The sequence below is a fragment of the Pseudomonas sp. BLCC-B112 genome (genome assembly GCF_028550695.1).
GTDB classification, from domain to species: domain Bacteria; phylum Pseudomonadota; class Gammaproteobacteria; order Pseudomonadales; family Pseudomonadaceae; genus Aquipseudomonas; species Aquipseudomonas danubii.
In genome coordinates this window covers 381,147-405,054 of record NZ_JAQQGK010000002.1, presented here as the reverse complement: position 1 = coordinate 405,054, position 23,908 = coordinate 381,147, and the positions used below count along the sequence as shown (strand labels likewise).

The 23,908-nt window shown below is 60.2% G+C and carries 20 protein-coding genes, 1 tRNA gene and 1 riboswitch; of the genes, 19 read left to right on the top strand and 2 right to left on the bottom strand.

Annotated elements, in window-relative coordinates; all coding sequences use genetic code 11:
* Positions 1-374: 374 nt before the first annotated feature.
* Positions 375-638, bottom strand: a complete 264-nt coding sequence (locus PQT43_RS07435) for a DUF2790 domain-containing protein (RefSeq protein WP_253084681.1) — start codon at positions 636-638, stop codon at positions 375-377.
* A gap of 411 nt (positions 639-1,049) precedes the next feature.
* Between PQT43_RS07435 and acs the strand changes: the two genes are divergently transcribed.
* The 14 genes from acs (at position 1,050) to astE (ending at position 17,061) form a co-directional block, all read left to right on the top strand.
* The gene (acs, locus tag PQT43_RS07430) at positions 1,050-3,005 is read left to right on the top strand and encodes an acetate--CoA ligase (RefSeq protein ID WP_016968106.1); all 1,956 of its coding nucleotides are present in this window, start codon (positions 1,050-1,052) and stop codon (positions 3,003-3,005) included.
* A gap of 613 nt (positions 3,006-3,618) precedes the next feature.
* On the top strand, positions 3,619-4,395 hold the full coding sequence (locus PQT43_RS07425) for an ABC transporter substrate-binding protein (protein WP_102860678.1): 777 nt from the start codon (positions 3,619-3,621) through the stop codon (positions 4,393-4,395).
* Positions 4,396-4,487: 92 nt separating this feature from the next.
* On the top strand, positions 4,488-5,177 hold the full coding sequence (locus tag PQT43_RS07420; RefSeq protein WP_016968104.1) for an ABC transporter permease: 690 nt from the start codon (positions 4,488-4,490) through the stop codon (positions 5,175-5,177).
* On the top strand, positions 5,174-5,872 hold the full coding sequence (locus tag PQT43_RS07415; RefSeq protein WP_102860679.1) for an ABC transporter permease: 699 nt from the start codon (positions 5,174-5,176) through the stop codon (positions 5,870-5,872). The genes PQT43_RS07420 and PQT43_RS07415 overlap by 4 nt, the downstream gene beginning before the upstream one ends.
* A gap of 1 nt (position 5,873) precedes the next feature.
* Positions 5,874-6,986: a succinylglutamate desuccinylase/aspartoacylase family protein gene (locus tag PQT43_RS07410; RefSeq protein ID WP_272753655.1), complete on the top strand. Its 1,113-nt coding sequence runs from the start codon at positions 5,874-5,876 to the stop codon at positions 6,984-6,986.
* A gap of 23 nt (positions 6,987-7,009) precedes the next feature.
* Entirely contained in the window at positions 7,010-7,774 is a 765-nt protein-coding gene (locus tag PQT43_RS07405) for an ABC transporter ATP-binding protein (RefSeq protein ID WP_011062773.1), read from the top strand.
* 112 nt (positions 7,775-7,886) lie between these two features.
* On the top strand, positions 7,887-8,867 hold the full coding sequence (argR, locus tag PQT43_RS07400) for a transcriptional regulator ArgR (RefSeq protein WP_102860681.1): 981 nt from the start codon (positions 7,887-7,889) through the stop codon (positions 8,865-8,867).
* Positions 8,868-9,254: 387 nt separating this feature from the next.
* On the top strand, positions 9,255-10,475 hold the full coding sequence (locus PQT43_RS07395) for an aspartate aminotransferase family protein (RefSeq protein WP_265073604.1): 1,221 nt from the start codon (positions 9,255-9,257) through the stop codon (positions 10,473-10,475).
* Positions 10,476-10,607: 132 nt separating this feature from the next.
* On the top strand, positions 10,608-11,627 hold the full coding sequence (aruF, locus tag PQT43_RS07390) for an arginine/ornithine succinyltransferase subunit alpha (protein WP_102860683.1): 1,020 nt from the start codon (positions 10,608-10,610) through the stop codon (positions 11,625-11,627).
* Between the two features lie 85 nt (positions 11,628-11,712).
* Entirely contained in the window at positions 11,713-12,738 is a 1,026-nt protein-coding gene (gene astA / locus PQT43_RS07385; protein ID WP_016968175.1) for an arginine N-succinyltransferase, read from the top strand.
* The gene (gene astD, locus PQT43_RS07380) at positions 12,735-14,204 is read left to right on the top strand and encodes a succinylglutamate-semialdehyde dehydrogenase (protein ID WP_180988438.1); all 1,470 of its coding nucleotides are present in this window, start codon (positions 12,735-12,737) and stop codon (positions 14,202-14,204) included. Before astA ends, astD begins: the two co-directional genes overlap by 4 nt.
* Before the next feature lie 142 nt (positions 14,205-14,346).
* Complete coding sequence (gene astB, locus PQT43_RS07375) at positions 14,347-15,693, top strand: N-succinylarginine dihydrolase (RefSeq protein ID WP_102860685.1); 1,347 nt, start codon at positions 14,347-14,349, stop codon at positions 15,691-15,693.
* Positions 15,694-15,750: 57 nt separating this feature from the next.
* Positions 15,751-16,038, top strand: a complete 288-nt coding sequence (locus tag PQT43_RS07370; RefSeq protein ID WP_102860686.1) for a topoisomerase II — start codon at positions 15,751-15,753, stop codon at positions 16,036-16,038.
* Between the two features lie 12 nt (positions 16,039-16,050).
* The gene (astE, locus tag PQT43_RS07365; RefSeq protein WP_102860687.1) at positions 16,051-17,061 is read left to right on the top strand and encodes a succinylglutamate desuccinylase; all 1,011 of its coding nucleotides are present in this window, start codon (positions 16,051-16,053) and stop codon (positions 17,059-17,061) included.
* A 68-nt stretch (positions 17,062-17,129) separates the two neighbouring features.
* On the opposite strand, the gene PQT43_RS07360 is transcribed toward astE, so the two are convergent.
* Positions 17,130-17,639 (bottom strand): 6,7-dimethyl-8-ribityllumazine synthase, encoded by a 510-nt coding sequence (locus PQT43_RS07360; protein ID WP_102880592.1) that lies wholly within the window; start codon positions 17,637-17,639, stop codon positions 17,130-17,132.
* A 121-nt stretch (positions 17,640-17,760) separates the two neighbouring features.
* A riboswitch (FMN riboswitch) is annotated at positions 17,761-17,931 on the bottom strand.
* A gap of 221 nt (positions 17,932-18,152) precedes the next feature.
* On the opposite strand from PQT43_RS07360, the gene ltaE reads away from it, so the two are divergent.
* From ltaE to PQT43_RS07335, 5 genes are all read left to right on the top strand, one after another.
* A complete protein-coding gene (gene ltaE, locus PQT43_RS07355; protein ID WP_272753654.1) occupies positions 18,153-19,157 on the top strand; it encodes a low-specificity L-threonine aldolase in 1,005 nt (334 codons plus the stop codon).
* Positions 19,158-19,303: 146 nt separating this feature from the next.
* Positions 19,304-21,928, top strand: a complete 2,625-nt coding sequence (gene alaS / locus PQT43_RS07350) for an alanine--tRNA ligase (RefSeq protein WP_272753653.1) — start codon at positions 19,304-19,306, stop codon at positions 21,926-21,928.
* 97 nt (positions 21,929-22,025) lie between these two features.
* Positions 22,026-23,267: an aspartate kinase gene (locus PQT43_RS07345; RefSeq protein ID WP_102860691.1), complete on the top strand. Its 1,242-nt coding sequence runs from the start codon at positions 22,026-22,028 to the stop codon at positions 23,265-23,267.
* 188 nt (positions 23,268-23,455) lie between these two features.
* Complete coding sequence (csrA, locus tag PQT43_RS07340; RefSeq protein ID WP_002554426.1) at positions 23,456-23,644, top strand: carbon storage regulator CsrA; 189 nt, start codon at positions 23,456-23,458, stop codon at positions 23,642-23,644.
* Between the two features lie 62 nt (positions 23,645-23,706).
* Positions 23,707-23,797 (top strand) — tRNA-Ser (locus PQT43_RS07335).
* Positions 23,798-23,908 lie beyond the last annotated feature (111 nt).

Here is a 23,908-nt window from a genome sequence, read left to right as displayed (position 1 = left end):
CTCGAAAAAAATATCCTCGAGTGGCCAAAAAATAGCCAATTTTACTAGATGTTGTGTTTTTGCAAGCATTTTTCAGGTTTTGAACACAACTCGAATCGTCCGGTTTTGTCGCTGAAAATCTCCTGGCAGAGGTCTTCAAGGTCGGCGGGATTGCCCTCGTCGAAGTCGTCAGCCGAGAGGCTCAAAAGGTCGTTGGCAGTGCCATGAGCAGGCCATCAACCACAGCAGCAAAAAGTGCGTGCGATTGCCGTACTCGCACGTCGTCAAGGTGAAGCCTTTCACTGCCCTTGGGCGGGTCGTTGTCGGGCATCTTTGCCGCAAGAGGGATTTCTTGCGGCCGGCAGTCATCAAGGTCTATGCAATGAACTTGGCTATTAGCCGTTAGAACAACCGTTGCCCATTACGTGGTATTGAAGAATATGCCGCTGACCGTGGGAGTCTTCATATTCCATGCGCGCTGGTACAACTTCGCATACTTCTGGAACTTCGCTCATGGAGATAACTTTGGCGATATCCAGGTCAGTGGAGTAAGTGTATTCCTCTACCGGTACTTGCTGCTGGGCGACATCAGTCGGGATCTCATCAGCCATCGCGGTAACGCACAGACTGCTGAGGGCCAGAACTAATAAAGCTTTCATTTGCGTTTTACCTTTCTAAGGTCGTGTGGGGTCACGCAGCCTTTGTGGGGCTGCGTGTGGAACTTGAGTAGAAGTTTGATTAACTGCCTTCGTGGGGGCTGCAACTTGGTTAATCAGATTGCCTGTTTGGCGAGACGGATTTTAGGCCCGGGGCCGGCGGCCATATAGGCGTACTTTTGATAAACACCTTTGACAGTTTTTGTAACAATCCCCGAAAAAGGCCTGCCTGCAGGTCTGTTTGAACATTTTTATCCGCGGTGAATATCGCTGTAAGCAGCGTTCTTGAAGGGTTGCGGCAAATATCAGGGTATTTCGCAGGGGGTTGTTACTACCATCGTCGAATGGTTCTATAGGCGCCCCCCGGCTACAACGGGGTCATACAAAAACAACTATGTCACCGAGGTAAGAAAGATGAGTGCGGCTTCTCTGTATCCCGTTCGTCCCGAGGTTTTGGCCAATACGCTGACTGACGAGGCGACCTACAAGGCCATGTACCAGCAGTCGGTCGTGAACCCGGACGGTTTCTGGCGCGAACAGGCCAAGCGTCTCGACTGGATCAAGCCTTTTACCACGGTGAAGCAGACCTCCTTCGACGACCACCACGTGGATATCAAGTGGTTCGCCGATGGCACCTTGAACGTCTCCTACAACTGTCTGGATCGCCATCTCGCCGAACGTGGCGATCAGATCGCGATCATTTGGGAAGGCGACGATCCTTCCGAAAGCCGCAACATCACCTACCGCGAACTGCATGAAGAAGTCTGCAAGTTCGCCAACGCCCTGCGCGGCCAGGACGTGCACCGCGGTGACGTGGTGACTATCTATATGCCGATGATCCCCGAAGCGGTGGTGGCCATGCTGGCCTGTACCCGTATCGGCGCGATCCATTCGGTGGTGTTCGGTGGCTTCTCGCCTGAGGCGCTGGCCGGTCGCATTATCGACTGCCGTTCGAAAGTGGTGATCACTGCCGACGAAGGCATCCGGGCGGGCAAGAAGGTGCCGCTCAAGGCTAATGTCGACGACGCCCTGACCAATCCGGAAACCAGCAGCATCCAGAAAGTCATCGTGTGCAAGCGCACCGGTGGCGACATCAAGTGGAACCAGCACCGCGACATCTGGTACGAAGACCTGATGAAAGTGGCCGGCAGCGTCTGTGCACCGAAAGAGATGGGTGCCGAAGAAGCGCTGTTCATCCTTTACACCTCTGGCTCCACCGGCAAGCCCAAGGGCGTGCAGCACACCACTGGCGGTTACTTGCTCTATGCGTCGCTGACCCATGAGCGGGTGTTCGACTACCGTCCGGGCGAAGTCTACTGGTGCACCGCCGACGTCGGCTGGGTCACCGGCCACACCTATATTGTCTATGGCCCCTTGGCCAACGGCGCCACCACTGTGCTGTTCGAAGGTGTGCCCAACTACCCGGACGTGACCCGGGTGGCGAAGATCGTCGACAAGCACAAGGTCAATATCCTCTACACCGCTCCGACCGCGATCCGCGCCATGATGGCTTCGGGCACCGCCGCCTGCGAAGGCGCCGACGGCAGCAGCCTGCGCCTGCTGGGGTCGGTGGGCGAGCCGATCAACCCGGAAGCTTGGGATTGGTACTACAAGAACGTCGGCCAATCCCGTTGCCCGATTGTCGACACCTGGTGGCAGACCGAAACCGGCGCCACCCTGATGAGCCCGCTGCCGGGGGCGCATGCCCTGAAGCCGGGTTCTGCAGCACGTCCGTTCTTCGGCGTGGTCCCGGCCCTGGTAGACAACTTGGGCAACATCATCGAAGGCGCGGCCGAGGGCAATCTGGTGATCCTCGACTCCTGGCCGGGCCAGGCGCGGACCCTATACCGCGATCATGATCGTTTCGTCGATACCTACTTCAAGACCTTCCGTGGCATGTACTTCACTGGTGACGGCGCTCGTCGCGATGAAGACGGCTACTACTGGATCACCGGTCGCGTGGACGATGTACTCAACGTGTCCGGGCACCGCATGGGGACCGCCGAGATCGAAAGTGCCATGGTCGCTCACCCTAAAGTTGCCGAAGCGGCGGTGGTGGGCGTGCCTCACGACATCAAGGGCCAGGGCATCTATGTCTATGTGACCCTCAATGGCGGCGAAGAACCGAGCGAAGCCCTGCGTCTGGAGCTGAAGAATTGGGTGCGCAAGGAGATCGGTCCGATCGCCTCGCCGGATGTCATCCAATGGGCGCCGGGCCTGCCGAAAACGCGTTCCGGGAAGATCATGCGGCGAATCCTGCGCAAGATTGCCACGGCCGAGTACGACGGTCTGGGCGATATCTCCACCTTGGCCGACCCAAGTGTGGTGCAGCATCTGATTGATACCCACAAGACCATGAACGTCGCCTGAGGCGGGTTCCGAGTCATCCAGCCCCGCCCGGCCTTGTGCCGGGCGGGGCTTTTTTATGGCCGTGTGATGCGCCGGCAAGCTGATTGCTGCGGGGCTGCGTGGTTGTTGCAGGGGGTTGGCTTGTCAGCGAAGAGGGGCGAATAAATATCGGATATTTCCGGCGAGCGCATACGAATGTTACCGACGTTGCCGAAGATGTAACCCCGCGCTCACTTTCGGGGCAATGGGAAACGCCCGGCCCTATTTCGGGGCCTTTTATACCCTTATAAAAAATAAGTCATCACGCTGCGCTTGCCGGAATAGAAGGCTTTGCGAATAATAGGCCCGCAATTTGCAACATAGATCGGTTTACTGTCTTTTGCTCTTGCATAGATTTGAAGAGCTGTCAATGTGCTGCCCCGGCATTCTCAATGCTTCTGTAATTTGTTGTCGCATTGAGGAAATATCGGCTTCCAGCCTGTCGTTAGAATGCCGGTCACTCGCTCGTCGCTGCCTGTGTGTGAGTCCTCTGCGGCGTTCCCAGGACGCAGCGCGGCAATTCAGGTTTCACCCATTCGCATATTGGGCTGTCGCTCACTCTGCCGTTTTCGCCCTTTACCGATGGAGTTCTAAGATGAAGAAACTCGTGCTTCTTGGCGCCCTGGCACTGTCCGTGCTGTCCTTGCCGACTTTCGCCGATGAAAAGCCGCTGAAAATTGGTATCGAAGCGGCTTACCCTCCGTTTGCCTCCAAGGCGCCGGATGGCAGCATCGTCGGTTTCGACTACGACATCGGCAATGCGCTGTGCGAAGAGATGAAGGTCAAGTGCGTATGGGTCGAGCAAGAGTTCGATGGCCTGATCCCGGCGCTGAAAGTGCGCAAGATCGACGCCATCCTCTCGTCCATGTCGATCACTGACGATCGCAAGAAGTCCGTGGACTTCACTAACAAGTACTACAACACTCCGGCCCGTCTGGTGATGAAGGCCGGTACCCAGGTCAGCGATGGCCTGGCTGAGCTCAAAGGCAAGAATATCGGCGTACAGCGTGGCTCGATCCACGAGCGTTTCGCTCGTGAAGTCCTGGCGCCGCTGGGTGCACAGATCAAGCCTTACGGCTCGCAGAACGAAATCTACCTGGATGTGGCGGCCGGTCGCCTCGACGGCACCGTGGCGGACGCTACGCTGTTGAATGACGGCTTCCTGAAAACCGACGCCGGCAAAGGCTTCGCCTTCGTCGGTCCGGCTTTCACTGACGTCAAATACTTCGGCGATGGCGTAGGGATCGCTGTACGCAAGGGTGACAAGGCCGATCTGGACAAGATCAACGCCGCCATCGCTGCCATTCGTGAGAATGGCAAGTACAAGCAAATCCAGGACAAGTACTTCGACTTCGACATTTACGGCAAGTAAGACCGTCGAAACAGTCAGTCCGAGATGGCGCAAGCAGCAGAATCTCTGAAGTTTGCGCCATTTTTTCATCCCAATTTTCGAGGACCTGAATCATGTTGAAAGGCTACGGGGCTGTCATCCTCGATGGCGCTTGGCTGACGCTTCAGCTCGCCTTGTCGTCCATGGCCCTGGCCATTGTTCTGGGTCTGATCGGGGTCGCGTTGCGCCTCTCGCCAGTGCGCTGGCTGGCCTGGCTCGGCGATCTGTATTCCACGGTGATCCGTGGCATTCCCGATCTGGTGCTGATCCTGCTGATCTTCTACGGCGGCCAGGACCTGCTGAACCGTGTGGCGCCACTGCTGGGCTACGACGATTACATCGACCTCAATCCGCTGGCCGCCGGTATCGGCACCCTGGGCTTTATCTTCGGTGCCTACCTGTCGGAAACGTTCCGTGGCGCCTTCATGGCGATTCCCAAGGGGCAGGCCGAAGCGGGCATGGCTTACGGCATGAGCAGCTTCCAGGTGTTCTTCCGGGTGATGGTGCCGCAGATGATTCGCCTGGCGATTCCCGGCTTCACCAACAACTGGCTGGTGCTGACCAAGGCTACCGCGCTGATTTCGGTGGTGGGCCTGCAAGACATGATGTTCAAGGCCAAGCAGGCGGCAGACGCCACTCGCGAGCCTTTCACCTTCTTCCTCGCAGTGGCGGCCATGTACCTGGTGATCACCAGTGTTTCGTTGCTGGCATTGCGTCACCTTGAGAAGCGCTACTCGGTAGGCGTAAGGGCGGCTGATCTATGATCTTCGACTACAACGTCATCTATGACGCCTTGCCGCTGTACTTCAGCGGCTTGCTGACCACTCTGAAGCTGTTGGCACTGTCGCTGTTCTTCGGTTTGCTGGTGGCCTTGCCCCTGGGGCTGATGCGGGTGTCCAAGCAGCCATTGGTGAACATGAGCGCCTGGCTCTACACCTATGTAATCCGTGGCACGCCGATGCTGGTGCAGTTGTTCCTGATCTACTACGGCCTGGCCCAGTTTGAAGCGGTGCGTGAGAGTTTCCTCTGGCCCTGGCTGTCCAGCGCGACCTTCTGTGCCTGCCTGGCCTTTGCGGTCAACACCAGCGCCTACACCGCAGAAATCATCGCCGGCAGCCTCAAGGCCACGCCTAACGGTGAGATCGAAGCGGCCAAGGCCATGGGCATGTCGCGCTACAAGATGTATCGCCGCATTCTCCTGCCATCGGCCCTGCGCCGGGCTCTGCCGCAGTACAGCAACGAAGTGATCATGATGCTGCAGACCACCAGTCTGGCCTCCATCGTGACCCTGATCGACATCACCGGCGCGGCGCGCACGGTCAACGCGCAGTACTACCTGCCGTTCGAGGCCTATATCACTGCGGGTGTGTTCTATCTGTGCCTGACGTTCATCCTGGTGCGCCTGTTCAAGCTGGCCGAAGGCCGCTGGCTGCGCTACCTGGCACCGCGGAAGCACTGATATGCAGCGTATCGATCATCCATTGCCCTGGAGCCACCTGGGCAGCGAACGCAGCATCTCGGTGTTCCGTTTCGGCAGTGGCGAGCGCAAGGCCTATATCCAGGCCAGTCTGCATGCCGACGAGTTGCCCGGCATGCGCACCGCCTGGGAGCTGAAAAAGCGCCTGGCCGAACTGGAAGCCGAGGGTGCCCTCAACGGTGTTATCGAACTGGTGCCAGTGGCCAATCCGCTGGGGTTGGGGCAGTTGCTGCAAGGCAATCACCAGGGGCGTTTCGAGGCCGGCAGCGGCAAGAACTTCAACCGCGACTTCGTCGAGTTGAGCGGGCCTGTGGCCCAGCGCCTGGAAGGGCGCCTGGGGGATGATTCTCACGCCAATGTGCGCTTGATCCGTCAGGCCATGAGCGAGGTGCTGTCCGAGTTGCCACCGGCTGCAAGTCAGCTGCAGGGCATGCAGCGGGTGCTCCTGAGTCATGCCTGCACGGCGGATGTGGTGCTGGACCTGCATTGCGATACCGAGGCGGCGCTGCATATGTACGCCTTGCCGCAGCATTGGCCGCAGTGGCGCTCCCTGGCGGCGCACCTGGATGTGAGGGTCGGGTTGCTGGCGGAAGATTCCGGTGGCAGTTCGTTCGATGAAGCCTGCTCGCTGCCTTGGTTGCGTCTGTCGCAACAGTTTCCCGAGGCGCAGATCCCCCTGGCCTGCCTGGCCACCACTCTGGAACTGGGCGGTCAGGCCGACACCGGGCGTCCTCAGGCCGAGGCGCATGCCGCTGGCATCCTGGCGTTTCTCGCCGAGCAGGGGCTGATTGCCGGTGAGTGGCCGGCGCCCTGGCGTGAAGCCTGTGAAGCCATGCCGTTTGAAGGCACCGAATTGCTGTATGCGCCGCACCCCGGCGTGGTGAGCTTTCTGCGTCCGGCCGGTAGCTGGGTAGAAGTGGGCGAACCGATTTTTGAAGTGATTGATCCCCTATCCGATCGGGTCAGTACGGTGTGTGCTGGCACCAGCGGCGTGTTGTTCGCCGTTGAGCGGCTGCGTTATGCCCAACCCGGTTTCTGGCTGGCCAAGGTGGCGGGGCGCGAAGCGCTGCGTCACGGGCGCTTGCTCAACGACTGACTGTTTTTGTGAGAACCGACCGCATGTACAAACTTGAAGTCCAAGACCTGCATAAGCGCTATGGCAGTCACGAAGTGCTCAAGGGTGTGTCCCTGAAGGCCGCAGCTGGCGATGTGATCAGCATCATCGGCTCCAGTGGCTCGGGCAAAAGTACCTTTTTGCGCTGCATCAACCTGCTGGAGCAGCCCCATGCCGGCAAGATCCTGCTGAACAACGAAGAGTTGAAGCTGGTGGCCAACAAGGACGGCGCGCTGAAGGCCGCCGATCCCAAGCAGTTGCAGCGCATGCGTTCGCGCCTGTCGATGGTGTTCCAGCACTTCAACCTGTGGTCGCACATGACCGCCATTGAAAACATCATGGAAGCACCGGTGCATGTGCTGGGTGTGTCCAAGGCCGAGGCTCGCGAGAAGGCCGAGCATTACCTGGCCAAGGTGGGTGTGGCGCACCGCAAGGATGCTTACCCGGGGCACATGTCCGGCGGTGAGCAGCAGCGCGTGGCTATCGCCCGGGCTCTGGCCATGGAGCCGGAAGTCATGCTGTTCGACGAGCCGACCTCGGCCCTGGACCCTGAGCTGGTGGGTGACGTGTTGAAGGTTATGCAGGCCCTGGCCCAGGAAGGTCGGACCATGGTGGTGGTGACTCACGAGATGGGCTTTGCCCGTGAAGTCTCCAACCAGTTGGTGTTCCTGCACAAAGGCGTGGTGGAAGAAAGCGGCAACCCGCGGGAAGTGCTGGTGAACCCGCAATCAGAACGTTTGCAACAATTCCTCTCTGGCAGCCTCAAGTAATAGCTGCCGTTATGCACCAAATTAGGTCATGCTGCGCACCGCGCGCCAGATGGTCTAACTTGGTGCTGCCGCCCTTGGTTTCTAACACTGTTTTCGTTTCGGATTGCCCGCCATGACTGCCCATCGAATTGGTTTCCTGATTTGGCCCAGCACTAAAGCCTTGACGCTGGCGCTGGCCGAGGAGGCCTTGCGTGTTGCCCAGCGGGTGCACCCGGACGTGGTCTATGAGCTGGCATTCCTGCAGGCCGAAGCGCCAGTCGAAGGCGCCTGGCAACTGCCGGGGGAGCCTTGGGCGGGCAAGCTTGAAGGTTGTCAGAAGTTGTTCCTGCTGGCCGATGAGCCGCCGGCACCGATGAGTTCGACCCTCAGTAGCGCCCTCAAGCAGCTGGTGCGTGCCGGCTGTGTGATCGGGGGGTTGTCCGCCGGGGTTTACCCACTGGCCCAACTGGGTCTGCTCGATGGTTATCGGGCGGCGGTGCACTGGCGCTGGCAGGACGATTTTGCCGAACGCTTCCCCAAGGTTATTGCCACCAGTCATCTGTTCGATTGGGATCGTGATCGCCTGACGGCCTGTGGCGGCATGTCGGTGCTGGATCTGTTGCTGGCGGTGCTGGCGCGTGATCACGGTGCCGAGCTGGCCGGTGCGGTGTCGGAAGAACTGGTGGTGGAGCGCATCCGCGAGGGCGGCGAGCGTCAGCGGATTCCGCTGCAGAACCGTCTGGGCTCCAGCCATCCGAAGCTGACTCAGGCCGTGCTGCTGATGGAGGCCAATATCGAAGAACCGCTGACCACCGACGAGATTGCCCAGCATGTCTGTGTGTCCCGACGTCAGTTGGAGCGGATCTTCAAGCAATACCTGAATCGGGTGCCCAGCCAGTATTACCTGGAGCTGCGCCTGAACAAGGCCCGACAGATGCTGATGCAGACCAGCAAGTCGATCATTCAGATCGGCCTGTCCTGCGGCTTCTCCTCCGGTCCGCACTTCTCCAGTGCCTACCGCAATTTCTTTGGCGCCACTCCCCGTGAAGATCGCAATCAACGGCGCAGCAGCAGCCCGTTCGAACTCTCCTCCGTACCCGCCGAGCGCGGCTGACCTCGTCCGTTAGGCGTCGGCTTGCCGGCCAATCCCACGGGCAACCCGCTCACCGCGCAACATCCCGCTCGACACCTTGTTGTCGCAATGCCGATAACCTTTTCGAGATTTGGGTCCGCTCGCCACGTAACTATCTGAATAGCAACCTGGATAACTACCTGGGTAATTACCTTGGGCAAATTGCCCGGCGAATCTGCCGCTAGAGCCTTGCGCAGTTTAAACTGCGCCTTTGCGACGCTATTTGTCGCATTGCCATAAACCCGCGTAAAACCTGGGTTGGCGCTATAAGAAGTTGTCGCTTGGCGACAAGGCCGGGCACAAAACTGTCCTTACAATCCCTCCATCGCTCGCCAGTTTCAGGCGGGTGTTCCTCTTCAGGAGACTCCGATGTCCGTTGAGCAAGCTCCGGTGCAACGCGCCGATTTCGACCAGGTGATGGTTCCCAACTACGCACCTGCGGCTTTCATTCCTGTGCGCGGCGCGGGGTCTCGAGTCTGGGATCAGTCGGGACGGGAGCTGATCGACTTCGCCGGCGGCATCGCGGTCAACGTACTGGGCCACGCCCATCCGGCGCTGGTGGGGGCTCTGACCGAGCAGGCCAGTAAACTGTGGCATGTGTCCAACGTGTTCACCAACGAGCCGGCCCTGCGTCTGGCCCATAAGCTGATCGACGCCACCTTCGCTGAGCGCGCGTTCTTCTGTAACTCCGGTGCAGAAGCCAACGAGGCCGCCTTCAAGCTGGCCCGTCGCGTGGCTCACGATCGTTTCGGTGCCGAGAAGTACGAAATCATCGCCGCGCTGAACAGCTTCCACGGGCGCACCCTGTTCACTGTGAACGTCGGTGGCCAGTCGAAGTATTCCGATGGCTTCGGTCCGAAAATCACCGGCATCACCCATGTGCCGTACAACGACCTGGCTGCTCTGAAGGCCGCGGTTTCCGACAAGACCTGCGCCGTGGTGCTGGAGCCGATCCAGGGCGAAGGCGGCGTGCTGCCGGCCGAACTGGCCTATCTGCAGGGCGCTCGCGAGCTGTGCGATCAGCACAACGCGCTGTTGGTGTTCGACGAAGTACAAACCGGCATGGGCCGCAGCGGTGAGCTGTTTGCCTACCAGTATTACGGCGTGACCCCGGACATCCTCACCAGCGCCAAGAGCCTGGGCGGCGGTTTCCCGATTGCGGCGATGCTGACCACCGAAGCGCTGGCCAAGCACCTGGTGGTTGGCACCCACGGCACCACCTACGGCGGCAACCCGCTGGCGTGTGCCGTGGCCGAGGCGGTGATCGATGTGATCAACACCCCCGAGGTGCTCAATGGCGTGAAGGCCAAGCACGATCGCTTCAAGACCCGTCTGCTGCAGATCGGCGAGAAGTACGGCCTGTTCACTGAAGTCCGCGGCCTGGGCCTGTTGCTCGGTTGCGTGCTCAGCGAAGCCTGGAAAGGCAAGGCCAAGGACGTGTTCAACGCCGCCGAGAAAGAAGGCCTGATGATTCTGCAAGCAGGTCCGGACGTGGTGCGCTTTGCCCCGAGCCTGGTGATCGAGGATGCCGATATCGACGCCGGCCTGGACCGCTTCGAGCGTGCCGTGGCGAAACTGACTCAAGCCTGATCCAGGTAGCAGTACTTCTCGGCGTCGGCTTTAGTGGCCGGCGTCGAGCCTAATTCCTGTGCCGGGCTGTCCCGGCATTTTTTTCCCTGAGTCGGACGGTTTCCGACCTGTTTTAGAGTAAGGAGTGACACCATGCTGGTGATGCGCCCCGCGCAAATGGCTGATCTGGGCGAGGTACAGCGTCTGGCTGCAGACAGCCCGATTGGTGTCACCTCCTTGCCGGATGATGTGGACCGCTTGAGCGACAAGATCGCTGCAAGCGAGGCTTCGTTCGCTGCTGAAGTGAGCTTCAACGGCGAGGAAAGCTACTTTTTCGTCCTGGAAGACACCGACAGCGGCAAGCTGGTGGGGTGTTCGGCCATCGTCGCGTCCGCCGGTTATTCCGAGCCGTTCTACAGCTTCCGTAATGAAACCTTCGTCCATGCGTCCCGCGAGCTGAAGATCCATAACAAGATTCACGTCCTGTCCCAGTGCCACGACCTGACCGGCAACAGTCTGTTGACCAGTTTCTATGTGGTGCCGGAGCTGGTGGGATCGCCCTGGTCGGAACTCAACTCCCGGGGCCGCCTGCTGTTCGTTGCCAGCCACCCGGAGCGTTTCGCCGATTCGGTGGTGACCGAGATCGTCGGCTACAGCGATGAGCACGGTGATTCGCCGTTCTGGGACGCCATCGGGCGTAATTTCTTCGACCTCAACTACGCTGAGGCCGAGCGCCTGTGCGGCCTGAAGAGCCGGACCTTCCTTGCCGAGCTGATGCCCCATTACCCGATCTACGTGCCCCTGCTGCCGGACGCCGCCCAGGAAGCCATGGGCCAGGTGCATCCGCGGGCGCAGATCACCTTTGACATCCTGATGCGCGAAGGTTTTGAAACCGATCACTACATCGACATTTTCGATGGCGGCCCGACCTTGCATGCACGGGTTTCGGGTATCCGCTCCATTGCCCAGAGCCGCGTGGTGCCAGTGAAGATTGGCGAGGCGCTCAAGGGCGGTGGTCGTCAGTACCTGGTGTCCAACGGTCAGTTGCAGGATTACCGCGCGGTGTTGCTGGAGCTGGATTACGCCCCGGGCAAACCGGTCACCCTGGATCTGCAAGCCGCCGAAGCCCTGGGCGTCGGCGAAGGTGCCAGCGTGCGTCTGGTGGCGGTTTAAAGCCTGCTTCCATTACCTGGAAAGCATGCCTGGAAAGCAGCGAGTTTCGCGCAGGCCATCAGCGGCCTGCGTCTGAGGAGATAGCATGATCGTTCGTCCCGTACGCAGCAGCGATTTACCCGCGCTGATCGACCTGGCCCGCAGCACCGGCACCGGCCTCACCACCTTGCCGGCCAACGAAGAGCGCCTGACCCACAGGGTTGGCTGGGCGGAAAAGACCTTTCGCGGCGAAGCCGAGCGTGGCGATGCGGACTACCTGTTCGTACTGGAAGACGACAATGGCCGGGTGGTGGGGATTTCCGCCATCGCTGGCGCCGTCGGCTTGCGCGAGCCCTGGTACAACTTCCGGGTCGGCCTGACGGTCAGCGCCTCCCAAGAGCTGAACATCTACCGCGAGATCCCCACGCTGTTCCTGGCCAATGATCTGACCGGCAACTCCGAGCTGTGCTCGCTGTTCCTTCACGCCGATTACCGCACCGGCCTCAATGGCCGCATGCTGGCCAAGGCGCGGATGCTGTTCATCGCTGAATTCCCGCAACTGTTCGGCAACAAGATCATTGCCGAGATGCGCGGCATGTCCGATGAGAATGGTCGTTCGCCATTCTGGGAGAGCCTGGGCCGGCACTTCTTCAAGATGGAGTTCAGCCAGGCGGATTACCTGACCGGGGTTGGCAACAAGGCGTTCATCGCCGAGCTGATGCCCAAGTTTCCGCTGTACACCTGCTTCCTGTCCGAGGATGCACGCAACGTGATCGGCAAGGTCCACACCGACACCGAGCCGGCCCTGGCCATGCTCAAGAGTGAAGGTTTCAGCTACCAGGGCTATGTCGACATCTTCGACGCCGGCCCGGCGGTGGAGTGCGAGACCAGCAAGATCCGCGCGGTACGTGACAGCCAGGCATTGGTGCTGGCCATCGGCACCCCGGGCGACGACGCCACGCCGTTCCTGATCCACAACCGCAAGCGCGAGGACTGCCGCATCACCGCGGCGCCTGCACGCTTCGCCGCGGGCACCCTGGTGGTTGATCCTCTGACCGCCAAGCGCCTGCAACTCAACGCCGGCGACCAGGTCCGCGCGGTTCCGCTGTCTGCTTCTCGGGAGTCGAAATAATGAGCACGCTGTACATCGCAGGCCAATGGCTGGCCGGCCAGGGCGAAGCCTTCACCTCGGTCAATCCGGTGACCCAGGCGGTTATCTGGTCCGGTAACGGCGCCACGGCCGCGCAAGTGGAAAGCGCTGTGCAGGCCGCCCGCCAGGCGTTTCCGGCCTGGGCCAAGCGCTCTCTGGAAGAGCGCATCGGCGTGCTCGAGGCCTTTGCCGCCAGCCTGAAGGCGCGGGCCGATGAACTGGCCCGCTGCATCGGTGAGGAAACCGGCAAGCCGCTGTGGGAAGCCGCCACCGAAGTCACCAGCATGGTCAACAAGATCGCCATCTCGGTGCAGAGCTACCGCGAGCGCACCGGCGAGAAGAGCGGCCCCTTGGGCGACGCCACCGCTGTGCTGCGACACAAGCCCCACGGCGTGGTGGCGGTGTTCGGCCCTTACAACTTCCCGGGGCACTTGCCTAACGGGCACATCGTTCCCGCGCTGCTGGCGGGCAACAGCGTGCTGTTCAAACCCAGCGAGCTGACGCCGAAAGTCGCCGAGCTGACGGTGCAGTGCTGGATCGAAGCCGGTTTGCCAGCAGGCGTCCTCAACCTGCTGCAAGGCGCCCGGGAAACCGGTATCGCCCTGGCTGCCAATCCGGGTATCGATGGCTTGTTCTTCACCGGTTCCAGCCGCACCGGCAATCATCTGCACCAGCAATTTGCCGGGCGTCCGGACAAGATCCTGGCGCTGGAAATGGGCGGCAACAACCCGCTGGTGGTGGATCAGGTCGCTGATCTGGATGCGGCGGTGTACACCATCATCCAGTCGGCCTTCATTTCGGCCGGCCAGCGCTGCACTTGCGCCCGCCGCCTGCTGGTGCCACAAGGCGCCTGGGGGGATGCGTTGCTGGCGCGCCTGGTGGCGGTCAGCGCAAGCATTGATGTCGGTGCGTATGACCAGCAGCCGGCGCCGTTCATGGGTTCGGTGATTTCCCTGGGCGCCGCTCGCGCGCTGATGGATGCGCAGCAGCAACTGTTGGCCAATGGCGCCGTGGCCTTGCTGGAAATGACCCAGCCCCAGGCTCAGGCCGCCTTGCTGACCCCAGGCATTCTGGATGTGACGGCAGTGGCTGAGCGTCCCGATGAAGAGCTGTTCGGGCCTTTGCTGCAAGTGATCCGCTACGCTGATTTCGATGGGGCCATTGCCGAGGCCAACAACACTCAGTACGGCCTGGCTGCCGGTCTGTTGTCGGATTCTGCCGAGCGTTACCAGCAGTTCTGGCTGCAGAGCCGTGCCGGGATCGTCAACTGGAACAAACAGTTGACCGGTGCCGCCAGCAGCGCGCCGTTTGGTGGTGTTGGGGCTTCGGGCAACCATCGGGCCAGTGCCTATTACGCGGCGGATTACTGCGCGTATCCGGTGGCTTCCCTGGAAACCCCGAGCCTGGTGCTGCCGAGCGCGTTGACGCCGGGTGTGCGCTTGTCCTGATTCGAGAGGCCTTTATGGTCTCTTCGCCGGCCAGCCGGCTCTTGCAGATCTGTAGGAGCCGGCCGGCTGGCGAACGAGCGCGAAACGCGCGCCCTGTGTAGATACCGATGCCTATAACAAACAGATTCGTGGAGCCTCGCTGATGAAATCCTATGAAGTCAATTTTGACGGTCTAGTGGGGCCGACCCATAACTACGGCGGTTTGTCCTACGGCAACGTCGCCTCCCAGAGCAACAGCCAGCAGGGCTCCAATCCCAAGGAAGCGGCGCTGCAGGGCCTGGCGAAAATGAAAGCGCTGATGGAAATGGGCTTCCAGCAAGGCGTGCTCGCCCCGCAGGAGCGGCCTGATGTTGCGGCCTTGCGCAAACTGGGTTTTGCCGGGACTGATGCACAAGTCATCCAGCAAGCCGCCCAGCAGGCGATGCCCTTGCTGGTCGCCAGTTGCTCGGCATCGAGCATGTGGGTGGCCAACGCCGCCACCGTCAGCCCGAGTGCCGATACTGCCGATGGCCGCGTGCATTTCACCGCCGCCAACTTGAACTGCAAATACCACCGCAGCATCGAGCACCCGACCACCAGCCGCGTGCTGGGGGCGATGTTCGCCGACCAGAAACACTTCGCCCATCACGCTGCGTTGCCGGCGGTGGCGCAGTTCGGTGATGAAGGCGCGGCCAACCACACTCGCTTCTGCCGTGATTACGGTCAGGCCGGTGTCGAGTTCTTCGTCTTCGGTCGCAGCGCGTTCGACAACCGCTACCCGGCGCCGCAGAAGTACCCGGCGCGTCAGACTCTGGAAGCCTCGCAAGCCGTGGCGCGTCTGCATGGCCTGAGCGAGGAGGGTGTGGTCTATGCCCAGCAGAATCCCTCGGTGATCGACCAGGGCGTGTTCCACAACGACGTGATCGCCGTGGGCAATGGCGAGGTGCTGTTCTATCACGAGGACGCCTTCCTCGAGACCGAGAAGATGCTCGCCGAACTGCAGGGCAAACTGGGCAAGCGCGGCGGCAACTTCCAGTCGATTTGTGTGCCGCGCTCGCAGGTGACGGTGGAAGATGCCGTGCGCTCCTACCTGTTCAACAGCCAACTGCTGTCCCGTGCCGATGGTTCGATGCTGCTGATCGTGCCGGAAGAATGCCGCAGCAACGAGCGAGTCTGGCAGTACCTGCAAAGCCTCACCAGCTCGGGTGGCCTGATCCGCGAAGTGAAGGTTTTCGATCTCAAGCAGAGCATGCAGAACGGCGGTGGCCCGGCTTGTCTGCGTCTGCGAGTGGCTCTGAATGAAACCGAGCTGGCGGCAGTCAATCCTGGGGTTATCATGACCGCGCCGTTGTACGACACCCTGACCCAATGGGTCGGCAAGCACTACCGCGACCGCCTCAGTGAAAGTGATCTGGCGGACCCGCAGCTGTTGCTTGAATGCCGGACGGCACTGGATGAACTGACGCAAATCCTTAAACTGGGCGCGGTTTATCCCTTCCAGATCAATTGAAAGCCCGCGCCCGGCGATCCCGGGCGCGCCGCTTCACCCCAGATGAGAACGACCCCCATGAGCGATACCCTGCAACTGATCCTTGAAGACACCGACGGCACCCAACTGCAAACCTCCTGCACCCGCTTCGCGGTGCTGTGGCAGGGCAAGGAAGTGTGGATCCAGCAGGACGGCCGTGGCCAATTGCTGATCGGCGTGGACGTGGAAGAGGGCGATGCCGAATACGCCAGCCTGTTGCTGCGTCCGCTGGCAACCAACCTGGTCAGCCTGCAACTGGAAATGGAACCGGCCGACGCTGGTGAAGATGATCACGTGCATGGCCCTGACTGCGGTCACGCTCACTAAGGAAGCCGCTTTATGCTCGCCCTCGGCAAACTGCTTGAACTGACCCTCGCCGGCCGTGAGCCGGCAGAGAAGACTCAACTGACTGTCGACGGCGTGCGCATGCGCTGGCTGAGCGAGGGCGCCCTGGAAGTACGGCCGCCCGAAGCTCGGGATAACGGTCTGGACCTGTTGCTGTCCGCCGGTATCCACGGCAACGAGACAGCCCCCATCGAGCTGCTCGACCGTTTGTTGCATGACATTGCCCGGGGCGACTTGAAGCCCAGGGCACGCATTCTGTTCCTGTTCGGCAACCCCGAGGCCATGCGCCGTGGCGAGCGATTCGTCGAGCAGGACGTCAACCGGCTGTTCAACGGCCGGCATGAATTGAGCAGTGGTTTCGAAGCCCTGCGGGCTTGCGAGCTGGAACGTCTGGCGGCGAGCTTCTTCAACCTGCCGGGGCGCGAACGCCTGCACTACGATCTGCACACGGCGATCCGTGGCTCGAAGATCGAACAGTTTGCCCTCTATCCGTGGAAGGATGGGCGCCAGCATTCGCGCCGTGAACTGGCGCGCCTGCGGGCGGCGGGCATGGAGGCGGTGCTGCTGCAGAACAAGCCTTCCATTGTCTTCAGCGCCTACACCTACGATCAGCTGGGTGCCGAGTCCTTCACCCTGGAGTTGGGCAAGGCACGGCCGTTCGGGCAGAACCAGGGGGTTAATGTCGAGCGCCTGGAAACCCGCCTCAAGCACATCATCGAAGGCACCGAGCCAGAGCCCGAACAGGACACCCTCGATGGCTTGAAACTGTTCAGCGTGGCGCGGGAAATCATCAAGCACAGCGACAGCTTCCACCTGCATTTGCCGGCGGACGTCGAGAACTTTTCCGAGTTGGAAGTGGGTTACCTGCTGGCCGAGGATATCGCCCAGACCCGTTGGGTCATCGAGGAAGAGGGCGCGCGGATCATTTTTCCAAACCCCAAGGTCAAGAACGGCCTGCGTGCGGGGATTCTGATTGTGCCGGCATCGGCTGACGGCCTGGCCTGAGGTTCGCCGGCACGCCGGCTCCTACACGATCCTGTAGGAGCCGGCGTGACCGGCGATGCTTTTATCGCTTAAACGGCAACCGCACGCTGCTCATTGCGGCGCAGGGCGCGAACTTTCTGCAGGGTATCGGCACAGGTCTTTGCTGCTTCCTGGCCCTTGTGCACGAAGTGCTCGAAGAAGAACTTCTGATGCTCTTCGCCTGCGTGGAAGTGATGCGGGGTCAGCACCACGGAGAATACCGGCACTTCGGTTTCCAACTGCACCTGCATCAGGCCGCTGATCACCGATTGGGCGACGAACTCATGGCGGTAGATGCCGCCGTCCACCACCAGCCCCGCAGCGACGATCCCGGTGTAGCGACCGGACTTGGCCAGCAGTTTGGCGTGCAGAGGAATCTCGAAGGCGCCGCCGACTTCGAAGAAGTCGATATCGCTTTCCTGATAACCCTGGGCGAGCATTTCCGCGACGAACCCCTGGCGGCTCTGATCGACGATTTCCTTGTGCCAGCAGGCCTGGATAAAGGCGACGCGCTCGTTGGGGTGGTGTTTGCTTTTGCTATCGATTGCGGTGGGTTGCATCTGTTCTGACTCCTGTTTGTATGAAAAACAGGGCGTATATGAATCGAATGGGATTTAAGGGTGCGCGCAGAACGGCCGTGGATTTCCCACGAGCTACCCGGCAGCGGCCCTTTGGCGCCAATCCCGTTCTCTCTTCATCCGGACTATGACCGTCGGCCCCGGAATCACACCGGGTCTGCTGACCTTGTTGGCACCTGTGGATTTGCCACGGGCATCGCCAAGCGCTCGCGGGCTATGCACATTGCGCGCAATTACCGCCGGTGGGGAATTACACCCCGCCCTGAGAACGATTGCCCGTGAGTTTTTCGCGGGCGGTGAGTTTTTAACACAGATTTGGCGGGGAAGCATTGTGCCTTTTGGATAATGTTCATCAGATTTTTCACCCTGTGGCACAAGGTTTTCTACAGTTGCTGCTTGATTAATCGGCCGTGGGGCCGCAGTAATTCGTTTCGAAAGGGAATTCCCCCTGTTCAGCGCGGACCTTGCGGTCCCTCGTAGTTGGAGCCAGATGTGATGAGCGTGATCGATCTTCGTAGTGACACCGTGACCCAGCCGACTCCCGGCATGCTCGAGGCCATGGCTTGCGCCCGTACCGGAGACGATGTCTACGGCGAAGACCCGACGGTCAATCAGTTGGAGGCGGAACTGGCGCAACGCCTGGGATTTGCCGCGGCACTGTTTGTACCTTCCGGCACCATGAGCAATCTGCTGGCCTTGATGGCCCACTGCGAGCGAGGCGATGAGTACATCGTCGGCCAGCAGGCCCACACCTATAAATATGAAGGAGGTGGTGCCGCGGTGCTGGGATCGATCCAGCCTCAGCCGCTGGAGCTCCAGGCCGACGGTTCCCTGGACCTGGATCAGGTGGCGGCCGCGATCAAGCCCGATGACTTTCATTTTGCCCGCACACGCTTGCTGGCCCTGGAAAACACCATGCAGGGCAAGGTGCTGCCCTTGGCTTACCTGGCTCAGGCCCGGGCCTTTACCCGTGAGCGGGGGCTGGCCCTGCATTTGGATGGTGCGCGCTTGTATAACGCGGCGGTGAAGCTAGGGGTGGATGCCCGGGTGATCACCGAACACTTCGATTCGGTATCGGTGTGCCTGTCCAAGGGACTCGGTGCGCCAGTGGGCTCGGTGTTGTGCGGCTCTCGTGAACTGATCGGCAAGGCGCGGCGCCTGCGCAAGATGGTCGGTGGTGGCATGCGCCAGGCCGGTGGGCTGGCGGCAGCGGGGCTGTATGCCCTGGAGCATCAGGTGCAGCGTCTGGCGGATGACCATGCCAATGCGCAGCTGCTGGCCCAGGGGCTGAGCCAGGCGGGCTTCAGTGTCGAGCCGGTGCAGACCAATATGGTGTATGTGCAGATGGGGGATAGGGCCGAAGCCCTCAAGGCATTCGCCGCCGAGCGAGGGATCAGTCTCAGTGCCGCGTCACGGCTGCGTCTGGTGACCCATATGGATGTCAGTTCCGGGCAAATCGAACAAGTGGTGCGCACTTTTGCCGAGTTTTCCCGTAACTGACAGTGTTCTCCGTCCAATTGACTGTTTGTATCGTACAAACACGCTGTACCAAGTGATTAACGCCGATATAATGCGGCCCTTTGCCGTCGTTTCGTCTGTTGACGTTGCGCACAGGCCTTTGGCCGCAGTCTCCGTGGAAGAACCTAATGAAAAGCGCAGAAATCCGTGAAGCCTTCCTTCGCTTCTTCGAAGAGCAAGGCCACACCCGTGTAGCCTCCAGCTCCTTGATCCCAGGCAACGACCCAACCCTGCTGTTCACCAACGCGGGGATGAACCAATTCAAGGATTGCTTCCTGGGCCAGGAAAAGCGCGCTTATACCCGCGCTGTGAGCAGCCAGAAGTGCGTCCGCGCCGGCGGCAAGCACAACGACCTGGAAAACGTCGGTTATACCGCTCGTCACCACACCTTCTTCGAAATGCTGGGCAACTTCAGCTTCGGCGACTACTTCAAGCGTGATGCGATCACGTTCGCCTGGACCTTCCTGACCTCCGACAAGTGGCTGAACCTGCCGAAGGAAAAGCTCTGGGTCACGGTTTACGCCAGCGACGATGAGGCCTACGACATCTGGACCAAAGAGGTCGGGGTGCCGGCCGAGCGCATGGTGCGCATCGGTGACAACAAGGGCGCGCCCTACGCTTCCGACAACTTCTGGACCATGGGCGATACGGGCCCTTGCGGCCCTTGCACCGAGATTTTCTACGATCACGGCGCCGATATCTGGGGCGGCCCACCCGGTTCGCCTGAAGAGGATGGTGACCGTTACATCGAAATCTGGAACAACGTGTTCATGCAGTTCAACCGCACCGCCGATGGCGTGCTGCACCCGCTGCCAGCGCCGTCGGTGGATACCGGCATGGGCCTGGAGCGGATCAGCGCGGTGCTGCAGCATGTGCATTCGAACTATGAAATCGACCTGTTCCAGAGCCTGCTGGACGCAGCGGCCAAGGCCATCGGTTGCACCAATGATGCCCAGGCCTCGCTTAAAGTCGTGGCTGACCACATCCGTTCCTGTGGCTTCCTGATTGCCGATGGCGTACTGCCATCCAACGAAGGCCGTGGCTACGTACTGCGCCGGATCATTCGTCGCGCTTGCCGTCACGGCAACAAGCTGGGGGCCAAGGGCAGCTTCTTCTACCAGATCGTCGCGGCCCTGGTGGCCGAAATGGGCGAAGCCTTCCCAGAGCTGAAATCCCAGCAGGCGCATATCGAGCGCGTGCTGAAAGCTGAAGAAGAGCAGTTCGCCAAGACCCTGGAGCAGGGCCTGAAGATCCTCGAGCAGGATCTGGCGGCACTCGAAGGCTCGGTAGTGCCGGGCGACGTGGTGTTCAAGCTCTACGACACCTACGGTTTCCCCATGGACCTGACCGGTGACATCGCCCGTGAGCGCAGCCTGACCCTCGATGAGGAAGGTTTCGAGCGCGAGATGGAAGCCCAACGCGTACGTGCCCGTTCGGCCAGCTCTTTCGGCATGGACTACAACAGCCTGGTCAAGGTCGATGTGGCCACCGAGTTCACCGGCTATCACGCCACCAGCGGTTCGGCCAAAGTGGTCGCTCTCTATAAAGAAGGGCAATCGGTCGACGTACTGAATGAAGGCGAAGAGGGGGTTGTGGTTCTCGACCAGACTCCGTTCTACGCCGAGTCCGGCGGACAGATCGGTGACTGCGGTTACCTGCAGGCCGGCAATGCGCGCTTTGATGTGCGCGACACCACCAAGACCGGCGGTGCGTTCCTGCATCACGGCGTACTGGCGTCGGGCAGTCTGATCGTGGGGGCTGCGGTTGATGCTCAGGTCGATGCTGACGTGCGTCACGCCACTTCGCTGAACCATTCGGCCACCCACTTGCTGCACGCTGCACTGCGCCAGGTACTGGGCGAGCACGTACAGCAGAAAGGCTCGCTGGTGGACAGTCAGCGTCTGCGTTTCGACTTCAGCCACTTTGAAGCGATCAAGCCTGAGCAGATCAAGGCGCTAGAAGACATCGTAAACGCCGAGATTCGCAAGAACTCTGCGGTGGAAACCGAAGAAACCGACATCGACACCGCCAAGAAGAAGGGCGCCATGGCGCTGTTCGGCGAGAAGTACGGCGACAGCGTGCGCGTACTGAGCATGGGCGGTGATTTCTCGGTGGAGCTGTGCGGTGGCATTCACGCCAACCGTACCGGCGACATCGGCCTGCTGAAGATCACCAGCGAAGGCGGTGTGGCTTCCGGTGTGCGGCGTATTGAAGCGGTCACCGGTGCTGCGGCCCTGGCGTACCTGAACGCTGCGGAAGAACAACTCAAGGAAGCGGCGACCCTGGTCAAGGGCAGCCGCGACAACCTGATCGACAAGCTGTCGGCGGTGCTGGAGCGCAATCGTCTGCTGGAGAAGCAGATCGAGCAGTTGCAGGCCAAGGCTGCCAGCGCTGCGGGTGACGATCTGTCCGCCCAGGCGGCAGACGTCAAGGGCGTGAAAGTGCTGGCAGCGCGTCTTGATGGCCAGGACGGCAAGGCGCTGTTGGCGCTGGTGGATCAGTTGAAAAACAAACTCGGCCGCGCAGTGATCCTGCTCGGCAGTGTCCATGAGGAAAAGGTCGTACTGGTTGCAGGTGTAACCAAGGACCTGACTGGCCAACTCAAAGCCGGTGATTTGATGAAACAAGCCGCTGCGGCAGTGGGCGGGAAGGGTGGTGGTCGTCCAGACATGGCTCAAGGCGGTGGTGTTGATGCTGCTGCGCTGGATGCGGCACTGGCCCTGACCGTGCCATTTGTCGAGCAGGGTATTTAAGGCGCCGAGCCGGGCCCGTCGTCTAGTGGCGGGTCCATGCGCTGTGCAGTTTGATTGATTAACGGGCGCCCCTTTACGGGCTGAGGCGGCTTAGAAAATGGCTTTGATCGTACAGAAATTTGGAGGCACTTCGGTCGGCTCTGTCGAGCGGATCGAGCAGGTCGCCGACAAGGTGAAGAAGTTCCGCGAAGCCGGCGATGACCTGGTGATTGTGCTGTCGGCGATGAGTGGCGAAACCAATCGCCTGATCGATCTGGCCAAGCAGATCAGTGGCGAAGCTAAACCGGTTCCCCGTGAGCTGGATGTGATCGTCTCCACCGGCGAGCAAGTGACCATTGCGTTGCTGGCCATGGCGTTGATCAAGCGTGGTATTCCTGCGGTGTCCTACACCGGCAACCAGGTACGTATTCTTACCGATAGTGCTCACAACAAAGCGCGAATCCTGCAGATCGATGATCAGAAGATTCGTGGTGATCTGAAGGCCGGCCGTGTGGTTGTGGTTGCCGGTTTCCAGGGCGTTGACGAGCACGGCAATATCACCACGCTGGGCCGTGGCGGCTCCGACACTACTGGTGTGGCGCTGGCAGCGGCCCTGAAGGCTGATGAGTGTCAGATCTATACCGACGTAGATGGCGTCTATACCACTGATCCACGTGTGGTACCCAAGGCTCAGCGTCTGGACAAAATCACCTTCGAAGAAATGCTGGAAATGGCCAGCCTCGGTTCCAAGGTGCTGCAGATCCGCGCGGTCGAGTTTGCTGGCAAGTACAACGTTCCGCTGCGCGTGTTGCACAGCTTTCAGGAGGGTCCGGGCACCCTCATTACTATTGATGAAGAGGAATCCATGGAACAGCCGATCATTTCCGGCATCGCCTTTAACCGCGATGAAGCCAAGCTGACTATCCGTGGCGTGCCAGACAATCCTGGCGTGGCCTTCAAGATTCTCGGCCCAATCAGTGCGGCGAACATTGAAGTCGACATGATCGTGCAGAACGTCTCGCACGATAACACCACCGACTTCACCTTCACCGTGCACCGCAATGACTACCTGGCGGCTCAGACGGTGCTGGAAAACACCGCTCGTGAGATCGGTGCCCGTGAAGTGGTCGGTGATACCAATATTGCCAAGGTCTCGATCGTGGGTGTCGGCATGCGCTCCCACGCGGGTGTGGCCAGCCGCATGTTTGAAGCCCTGGCCAAGGAAAGCATCAACATCCAGATGATCTCCACGTCCGAAATCAAGGTTTCGGTAGTGATCGAAGAGAAGTACCTGGAACTGGCAGTGCGTGCGCTGCACACCGCGTTCGAGCTTGACGCTCCAGCCCGCCAGGGCGAGTGATAAGTGTTTGAAAGGGGCGCGGTCTGACCGCGCCCTTTGTGTTTTTGATCGGCACGGGAGAAAACTGTTCTTTTGCCCGTGCTAGTCAATACTTAGGCGTGTAGGACTGCAGCCGACCAGGTTGTAGGCCGACACCCTTTTTTTTGCAGACTGTAGTCCCTGAAAATGTAATGCGTGAGGAGATAGGTATGCTGATTCTGACTCGTCGGTGCGCAGAAAGCCTGATCATTGGTGATGGCGAGATCACTGTGACCGTGCTCGGCGTCAAAGGTAATCAAGTGCGTATTGGTGTCAACGCCCCCAAAGAAGTGGCGGTTCACCGTGAGGAAATTTACCTGCGGATAAAGAAAGAGAAGGACGAAGAACCAAGCCATTAATTTTTATCGTTTTTTTTGTTTGCAAACGGGGAGAAAGCTGGTTAATATACGCCCCGTGTTGCGGAGAGCTGGCCGAGTGGCCGAAGGCGCTCCCCTGCTAAGGGAGTACACCTCAAAAGGGTGTCGGGGGTTCGAATCCCCCGTTCTCCGCCATTATTTGCTTAGTACGTTGTAATCTGGCTTTTTCTGTAAGTTGTTGAAGTTACTAGAAAAAGTGCTTTACAAAAAGATTTAACGGCCTATAATGCGCGGCAACAAATGCAC

Coding starts and splice junctions, on each gene's coding strand:
- PQT43_RS07435 (WP_253084681.1), bottom strand. CDS start 638: ATGAAAGCTTTATTAGTTCTGGCCCTCAGCAGTCTGTGCGTTACCGCG.
- acs (WP_016968106.1), top strand. CDS start 1,050: ATGAGTGCGGCTTCTCTGTATCCCGTTCGTCCCGAGGTTTTGGCCAAT.
- PQT43_RS07425 (WP_102860678.1), top strand. CDS start 3,619: ATGAAGAAACTCGTGCTTCTTGGCGCCCTGGCACTGTCCGTGCTGTCC.
- PQT43_RS07420 (WP_016968104.1), top strand. CDS start 4,488: ATGTTGAAAGGCTACGGGGCTGTCATCCTCGATGGCGCTTGGCTGACG.
- PQT43_RS07415 (WP_102860679.1), top strand. CDS start 5,174: ATGATCTTCGACTACAACGTCATCTATGACGCCTTGCCGCTGTACTTC.
- PQT43_RS07410 (WP_272753655.1), top strand. CDS start 5,874: ATGCAGCGTATCGATCATCCATTGCCCTGGAGCCACCTGGGCAGCGAA.
- PQT43_RS07405 (WP_011062773.1), top strand. CDS start 7,010: ATGTACAAACTTGAAGTCCAAGACCTGCATAAGCGCTATGGCAGTCAC.
- argR (WP_102860681.1), top strand. CDS start 7,887: ATGACTGCCCATCGAATTGGTTTCCTGATTTGGCCCAGCACTAAAGCC.
- PQT43_RS07395 (WP_265073604.1), top strand. CDS start 9,255: ATGTCCGTTGAGCAAGCTCCGGTGCAACGCGCCGATTTCGACCAGGTG.
- aruF (WP_102860683.1), top strand. CDS start 10,608: ATGCTGGTGATGCGCCCCGCGCAAATGGCTGATCTGGGCGAGGTACAG.
- astA (WP_016968175.1), top strand. CDS start 11,713: ATGATCGTTCGTCCCGTACGCAGCAGCGATTTACCCGCGCTGATCGAC.
- astB (WP_102860685.1), top strand. CDS start 14,347: ATGAAATCCTATGAAGTCAATTTTGACGGTCTAGTGGGGCCGACCCAT.
- PQT43_RS07370 (WP_102860686.1), top strand. CDS start 15,751: ATGAGCGATACCCTGCAACTGATCCTTGAAGACACCGACGGCACCCAA.
- astE (WP_102860687.1), top strand. CDS start 16,051: ATGCTCGCCCTCGGCAAACTGCTTGAACTGACCCTCGCCGGCCGTGAG.
- PQT43_RS07360 (WP_102880592.1), bottom strand. CDS start 17,639: ATGCAACCCACCGCAATCGATAGCAAAAGCAAACACCACCCCAACGAG.
- ltaE (WP_272753654.1), top strand. CDS start 18,153: ATGAGCGTGATCGATCTTCGTAGTGACACCGTGACCCAGCCGACTCCC.
- alaS (WP_272753653.1), top strand. CDS start 19,304: ATGAAAAGCGCAGAAATCCGTGAAGCCTTCCTTCGCTTCTTCGAAGAG.
- PQT43_RS07345 (WP_102860691.1), top strand. CDS start 22,026: ATGGCTTTGATCGTACAGAAATTTGGAGGCACTTCGGTCGGCTCTGTC.
- csrA (WP_002554426.1), top strand. CDS start 23,456: ATGCTGATTCTGACTCGTCGGTGCGCAGAAAGCCTGATCATTGGTGAT.